We start from the raw sequence: 6,362 nt of genomic DNA, 5'->3' as shown, positions 1-6,362 counted from the left end.
TTTTCGAGGCTGTTGCAATATGACATGTTGTCTTCAAATATTTTACTTGATTCATGCTTTGGTATTCGCGGCCTTGATAAAAATGCCGGTGAAACCCGAGTTCGCAGTATAACTTCTGCGAAAAACGGCTATCACTAACGTTCTAATTTAACGTATCGTGAAGATTGAGAATCGTTTTTCGCAACCCACTCTGCGAACGAGGGTTTAGGCATTTTTATCACAGCCGAAGTTTTCTTTGCCGCTTTCTTTTTAAAAAGAAAGCGGATTAACAGTAATTAGGGTTTACAATAAACTATATGTAAGATGAACACACTCGGAAAAACCATTCTTCTTTCTTTTGCTGGCACAAAAGAAAGAAGGAAAGAAAAGTGCCTTGGGCTGTTGAAAAAATGCCTAAAATCTCCGCTCCAGCCCTAAACAAAACAAACTCGTTCCGACTTCGTCGGAACTCGGACATGTTTTGTTTTTAACGGGCTTTCGCTTCGATTTCTTAACGGCATTTTTTCAAAGGCCCTAAAACGCCGTAACGATCATATGATTTTTACCTTTCTCATTGCTATTGACACCATGGCGCAAAAATAACTCATTCTGCAACAGCCTCTTTTCACGGGGGAAGAATACCAGCCAGCTTTTTTGCCCCGATGCTTCTTGTGCTTTTGGAATTTTTTCCATTGCCGTTATTGCCTGATTCCTTTTCGTCCAAGGCTTTCAGAATTTTCTCCGGTGTGAATGGCGTGGCATCCATGCGAACGCCGATAGCGTTATAAATCGCATTGGCAATGGCGGGGATTGCCGCGTGCAAAGGCCCTTCGCCCGCTTCTTTGGCGCCGAACGGCCCTTCGGGATCGATGGTTTCCACGATAATGGATTCGATCTCCGGCGTATCGAGAATGGTGGGAATTTTGTACTCAAGAATGGACGGATTGCGGTGCAGGCCGTTCTTATGGAAAATATGTTCCTCGAAAAGCGCTTCGCCGACGCCCATGTACACACTGCCTTCTATCTGCCCTTCGACGATCAGCGGATTGAGTGCGCGGCCGCAGTCATGCGCCGACCAAATTTTATCCACGGTCACGGCGCCGGTTTCCACATCGAGCGTTATTTCCGCAATGTGCGTGGAGAACGTATAGGACGGAGAAGGCCCGGCTCCGGCGCCTTTATAATCGCCGCCGATCTTAGGCGGTTTGTAACTTCCCGTTGCGCCGATCGTGCCGAACGCGGTTTCGGCTAAATTTGCAGCCTCAACAAACGTCAAACTTTTTTGCGGATCGGATTTGTAGAAGATCAGTCGGTGTCCGCAGTCGAGATCGTCTTTGGGAACCTGCAATTTTTTTGAAACGACTTCGAATAGTTGTTCCTTAATTTTTTCTGCCGCTTGAATACAAGCGTTACCCGCCATGAACGTGACACGGCTTGAATAACTTCCCAAATCTACCGGCGTGAGATGCGTGTCGGTCTGGCACACGTGCACGTCGCTTACTTCCACGCCGAGCACTTCCGCTGCAACATACGCGAGCATGGAATCAGAACCTTGCCCGATATCCGACGCGCCGCAGAAGACGGCCACGCCGCCGCCGCGGTCGATCTTGATCTGCACGCCCGAGTGCGGCATATCGTTCCATATGATCGATTTGCCCGCGCCGCTGATGTATGTGCTTGCCGCAACGCCGATGCCTTTGCGGATAATCTTGCCTTGCTGATTTTTGTATTCTTTGAATTTCACGTTCCATTGCGACTTATCGCGCGTGCGCTCCAGGCACTCATTGATCCCGCAGGAAGTTACGCGGAATGCATTGATGGTCATGGAATTCGGTTTGACCGTATTTTTCAATCGCATGGCGATCGGATCGAGCCCGAGTTTTTCAGCGATCTTGTCGAGTTGGCATTCCATCGCGAATCGCGGCTGCACGGCGCCGTGCCCGCGTTTCGGCCCGCCCGCGGGTTTATTGGTGTAAATACGAAACGCGTCAAATTTGTATCGCGGAACGTTATACGGCAATGTCAGAAATACGCCGGAGTAATAAGTCGTAACCAAACCGTAACTGCCGTACGAGCCGCCGTCGAGAAACGTACGCATGTGAATGGCGGTGAGACTTCCGTCTTTTTTCACGCCGGTCTTCAGGATCATTTTCATCGGCTGGCGTCCGCGGTGCGCGTAAAATACTTCTTCGCGATTGTATAATATTTTCACCGGGCGGCCGGTTTTCTTGGATAGCCAGGCGGAACAGAATTCCAACGCGAACGGTTCCGATTTACCGCCATATCCCGCACCGATATGCGGCTTGATCACGCGAATGTGGCTGCGCGGCATTTTCAGAACTTTTGCCAGCGCGACGTGCAGATAATGCGGCGTTTGGGTGGACGACCAGATCGTGAGTTTGTTGTCCGTCCATTGCGATAACGCGCAATGCGGTTCGAGCGGAACGTGTGTATTGCCTTCGAAGAAATATTCGTTTTCCATCACGAGATCGGCTTCGGCGAATCCGTCGTCCACATTGCCGAATTCCTGATGAACTTCTTTCATCACGTTCGCAGTTTTTGTATTGCCGTGAATTTTCGGCAGGTCTTCGCGGAATCCATCTTCGATGGTCAGGCACGGTTTGAGCACTTCGTATTCAACTTCGATCAATTCACACGCTTTTTCCGCCGTTTCTTCATCGATGGCGGCTACGGCTGCAACTTCTTCGCCGATGTAGCGAACTTTCTCGATCGCGAGCGCGGTTTCGTCCATGGACGCGGGAAGCACGCCGTACATTTCCGTGAGTTCGCTTCCGATCATTACGGCTTTCACGCCCGGGAGCGCTTCCGCTTTGCTAGTATTGATGCGTTTGATCAGCGCATGCGGATGCGGACTGCGCAGAAGTTTTCCGCTCAGCATATTAGGCAATACGATGTCGTCGGTATAGAGCGCGCTGCCGTTGGCTTTTTCAAATCCTTCGATCTTCGGCAGTCGTTCGCCGATGACGGTGAAGTTTTCTTTTTTGGGTCGGATCATATTATTTCCTTTTCAAACAACAAATTTTTTAGCGAGCAGTGAATAGTAGATAGTGTGCAGTTAAAACAAATTAGTTACTAAATATGAATCACTATTGCTTACTATTCACTGCTCACTATTCATTATTTGAATGGTTTCTTTCATTGCAGAGATGATCTTCGTATACCCCGTACACCGGCAGATGTTTCCTGAAAGCGCCATTTTGATTTCTTCTTCGGTAGGATTGGGGTTACGATCGAACAGCCATTTTGCGACGACGATAAATCCGGGTGTGCAATAGCCGCACTGCGAGGCGCCGTGATTATTCCATGCGATCTGAACGGGATGGGGCTTATCTTGTTTGGCGATACCTTCGACGGTTAGAATTTCTTTTCCAACGCATTCAACCGCAAGGGTAATGCAGGACTGGATCGGAAGGCCATCGATCAATACGGTGCACGCGCCGCAGTCGCCCATGTCGCAGCCCTGTTTCGTTCCGGTCAGGTGGCAGTCGTAACGCAGCGCTTCAAGAAGAGTACGGTTGGGATTAACGGCGATTTCGTGTACGTCGCCGTTGACATATAATTTAATCAGAGACTTCATTCAAACTCCTTGGGAAGGGCCGATGTATAGTTCGTACGAATTGTCCAAAGAAAAGGAATGATCGATTTTAACAAAAAGAGGTTTCAATAGCAAACTTTTTTGCTTTTGAAAAACCGATTCGATTGTTTATTATTAAATCATAGCCACGAAGACCCAAAGGCTCAAAAATTAGGGCGGTATTTTTGAACATTTTCCTTAGTGTCTTCGTGCCTTTGTGGCTAAAAAGAAATTATATGCCGACAAAACTCACTTACGAAGAAATAAAATCGCAGCGTTCTTCTCCGGAAGAATTACAGCAAAAAAAGCGTTTCCCAATATACATCGTGCTGGAGAATATCCGCAGTATGTATAACGTCGGAGCCGCGTTCCGCACGTCGGATGCCGCGTGTATACAGGAACTGATTCTCTGCGGATACTCGGCCGTTCCTCCGCGTAAGGAAATAGACAAAACGGCCCTCGGCGCAACGGAAACCGTTCCATGGCGCCATTTTCCTAAAGCGGTTGACGCAGTCAAATGGCTTAAAGAGCAGGGCGTTACGGTGGCGGCGCTGGAACATTGCAAAGAAAGTAAAGACCTTATGACGATGGATTGCTCATTTCCGATCGCGCTGGTGGTTGGAAATGAAGTGGACGGCGTGAGCGAGGAAGTCGTTGCCGCGTGCGATTTTGCTTGTGAAATTCCGATGTACGGAATGAAGCAGTCGCTGAATGTTGCCGTGGCGTACGGGATAGCGGTGTTTCAGTTGGTTGAAAAATTTAAAAATAGATAAAAAAACAGATTATTTTGTCACTTTATACGTTATAGAATACACTATAAGTAGTACACAACAAGGGATGAAAGAGAGGTGTTTATGTGTACGAATTGTTCAAAATTATACTTGCACTGTGCATTGATTTTTATAAATCTTGTTTCATGTGAAAATAATGAATTCCCCTCACATGAATATACCGAGGCATGGGTTCCATCATGGCCGCCAGTTGATTTTACCAAGGAAGATACATTGGAAGCGAGGGAACTTGCTTTGGTATTTTCGGGAGAGATCAGGGTTTCGGATCCATGGGTTACAAAAATGCTGTATTGCATGAGGTACATACGTCTATTGTTTGCTGATACCATTCCGAATATAGAAAGACGTTATCTTCCTCCTTGGGCGCCCGGGGAAATCATTCTCCTTCTCGACGATACAGCCTATCAGAAAGCGGCCGCTTATGATTTTTCTTCTTGGCCGCTGGATGTTGCTTTCTTGCCTGCTACAGTCGATACAAGCACACCTGTACAATCACATTGGGCATTTTGCACTTTCAAGGAAGATTTTCATCCAAGACGGATGGCAGAAATGTACCGTGGCCTCCCGGGGGTCCTGGGTGCTTATCCAAATCATTACGCCACGATTGGAGGTGTGTTTCCAATTATTCCCGGTTATTATAAACATGAAATGGTTTTTATATTTAATGGAGGATCACCGCTTTATGGCGGGGAATATTACGCAGTACTTTATGCTGAGCCTGAGCCGAGAATTATCTCACGTGCTTCGATAGATCCTGCCTTTTGGGAAGATGTCGGAAACTGATAGGCCATTATTAAACATTGGCGCATGAGGTTCACGGAGCTTTCAATCAAAAAAAATGACGCCATAACAAAAGAAGAATGGATAATTTAAGTGATTTTTGGACGCCTGTTTTCGCAGGTGGAACTTCTTTCAGAAGAGGAAAAATAAGGACAAATTATGATCGTTTCCGATAAACTCAAAACCAAATCGCAGCTTCTCACTGAATCCGATATTGATCCGTCGTTGGATCTGTTTGCAGAGATCGCGCGGCTCAAGAAGGATATGAATGCGGTCCTGCTGGCGCATTATTATCAGGAGGGCGAGATACAGGACATTGCGGATTTTGTCGGCGACAGTCTGGAACTTGCGCGCAAGGCGTCGGAAACCAAAGCCGACGTAATCGTTTTTGCCGGCGTACATTTTATGGCGGAAACGGCCAAGATTTTGAATCCGGATAAACCCGTTCTTCTTCCCGACCTGAAAGCCGGATGTTCGCTGGCTGACAGTTGTCCCGCGGATCAGTTTAAACAATTCCGCGACGCGCATCCCGATCATTTTGCGATCACGTATATTAACTGTACTGCGGAGGTCAAAGCGTTGAGCGATCTGATCTGCACATCCAGCAGCGCGGAAAAACTCATCATGCAGGTTCCCCCAGAAAAACCGATCTTATTTTCTCCGGACAAAAATTTGGGCGCCTATCTGATGAAGAAAACCGGCAGAAAGATGACGTTATGGAATGGTTCCTGCCAGGTGCATGAAATATTTTCAGAAAAGAAAATTGTACAAATCAAAGTTACGCACCCGAATGCCAAACTCATCGCGCATCCTGAATGTGAAGATGCTTTGTTGGACATGGCCGATTTTATCGGTTCCACCAGCGCTCTGCTCAAACATGTTCAAACCGTTCCGGATAAAAAATTCATCGTAGCCACCGAGGCTGGCATTATTCACCAGATGGAAAAAGCATGTCCTGATAAAATATTCATCGCCGCGCCGCCGGACAATAATTGCGCATGCAACGAGTGTCCGCATATGAAATTGAATACACTCGAAAAGTTGTATCTTTGTATGAAGAATCGGTCACCTGAGATTGTAATGCCCGAAGATATTCGTCTTCGCGCGCTGAAACCGATCCTGCGTATGCTGGAGATGAGTTAGTTTTTAACCGCAAAGGACGCGAAGGTCGCTAAGTTTTTTCGTACTTAGTTCCCAGTTGCCGCAAATTATCATAG

Annotated in this window: 5 protein-coding genes; 3 read left to right on the top strand and 2 right to left on the bottom strand. The window is 47.2% G+C overall.

The window, feature by feature from the left end:
• Positions 1 to 604 precede the first annotated feature (604 nt).
• Together F9K33_14355 and F9K33_14350 are read right to left on the bottom strand one after the other, a co-directional pair.
• Positions 605 to 2,995 carry a molybdopterin-dependent oxidoreductase gene (locus tag F9K33_14355; GenBank protein KAB2878157.1) on the bottom strand — a complete coding sequence of 797 codons (2,391 nt, stop codon included), beginning with the start codon at positions 2,993 to 2,995 and terminating at the stop codon, positions 605 to 607.
• A 105-nt stretch (positions 2,996 to 3,100) separates the two neighbouring features.
• Positions 3,101 to 3,577 carry a (2Fe-2S)-binding protein gene (locus tag F9K33_14350; protein ID KAB2878156.1) on the bottom strand — a complete coding sequence of 159 codons (477 nt, stop codon included), beginning with the start codon at positions 3,575 to 3,577 and terminating at the stop codon, positions 3,101 to 3,103.
• 233 nt (positions 3,578 to 3,810) lie between these two features.
• On the opposite strand from F9K33_14350, the gene F9K33_14345 reads away from it, so the two are divergent.
• From F9K33_14345 to nadA, 3 genes are all read left to right on the top strand, one after another.
• Positions 3,811 to 4,347: an RNA methyltransferase gene (locus F9K33_14345; GenBank protein ID KAB2878155.1), complete on the top strand. Its 537-nt coding sequence runs from the start codon at positions 3,811 to 3,813 to the stop codon at positions 4,345 to 4,347.
• Positions 4,348 to 4,467: 120 nt separating this feature from the next.
• Positions 4,468 to 5,148 carry a hypothetical protein gene (locus F9K33_14340; GenBank protein KAB2878154.1) on the top strand — a complete coding sequence of 227 codons (681 nt, stop codon included), beginning with the start codon at positions 4,468 to 4,470 and terminating at the stop codon, positions 5,146 to 5,148.
• A gap of 156 nt (positions 5,149 to 5,304) precedes the next feature.
• Complete coding sequence (nadA, locus tag F9K33_14335; protein ID KAB2878153.1) at positions 5,305 to 6,288, top strand: quinolinate synthase NadA; 984 nt, start codon at positions 5,305 to 5,307, stop codon at positions 6,286 to 6,288.
• Positions 6,289 to 6,362 lie beyond the last annotated feature (74 nt).

It is taken from the genome of bacterium, assembly GCA_008933615.1.
In the GTDB taxonomy this organism is placed as follows: domain Bacteria; phylum CLD3; class CLD3; order SB21; family SB21; genus SB21.
The sequence above is the reverse complement of the archived record's forward strand: the minus strand, read 5'-3'. Positions and strand labels throughout refer to the sequence as shown.

Bases quoted from the DNA above. Each gene is read 5' to 3' on its own strand.
- F9K33_14345 (KAB2878155.1), top strand. From the start codon at position 3,811: ATGCCGACAAAACTCACTTACGAAGAAATAAAATCGCAGCGTTCTTCT.
- F9K33_14355 (KAB2878157.1), bottom strand. From the start codon at position 2,995: ATGATCCGACCCAAAAAAGAAAACTTCACCGTCATCGGCGAACGACTG.
- F9K33_14350 (KAB2878156.1), bottom strand. From the start codon at position 3,577: ATGAAGTCTCTGATTAAATTATATGTCAACGGCGACGTACACGAAATC.
- nadA (KAB2878153.1), top strand. From the start codon at position 5,305: ATGATCGTTTCCGATAAACTCAAAACCAAATCGCAGCTTCTCACTGAA.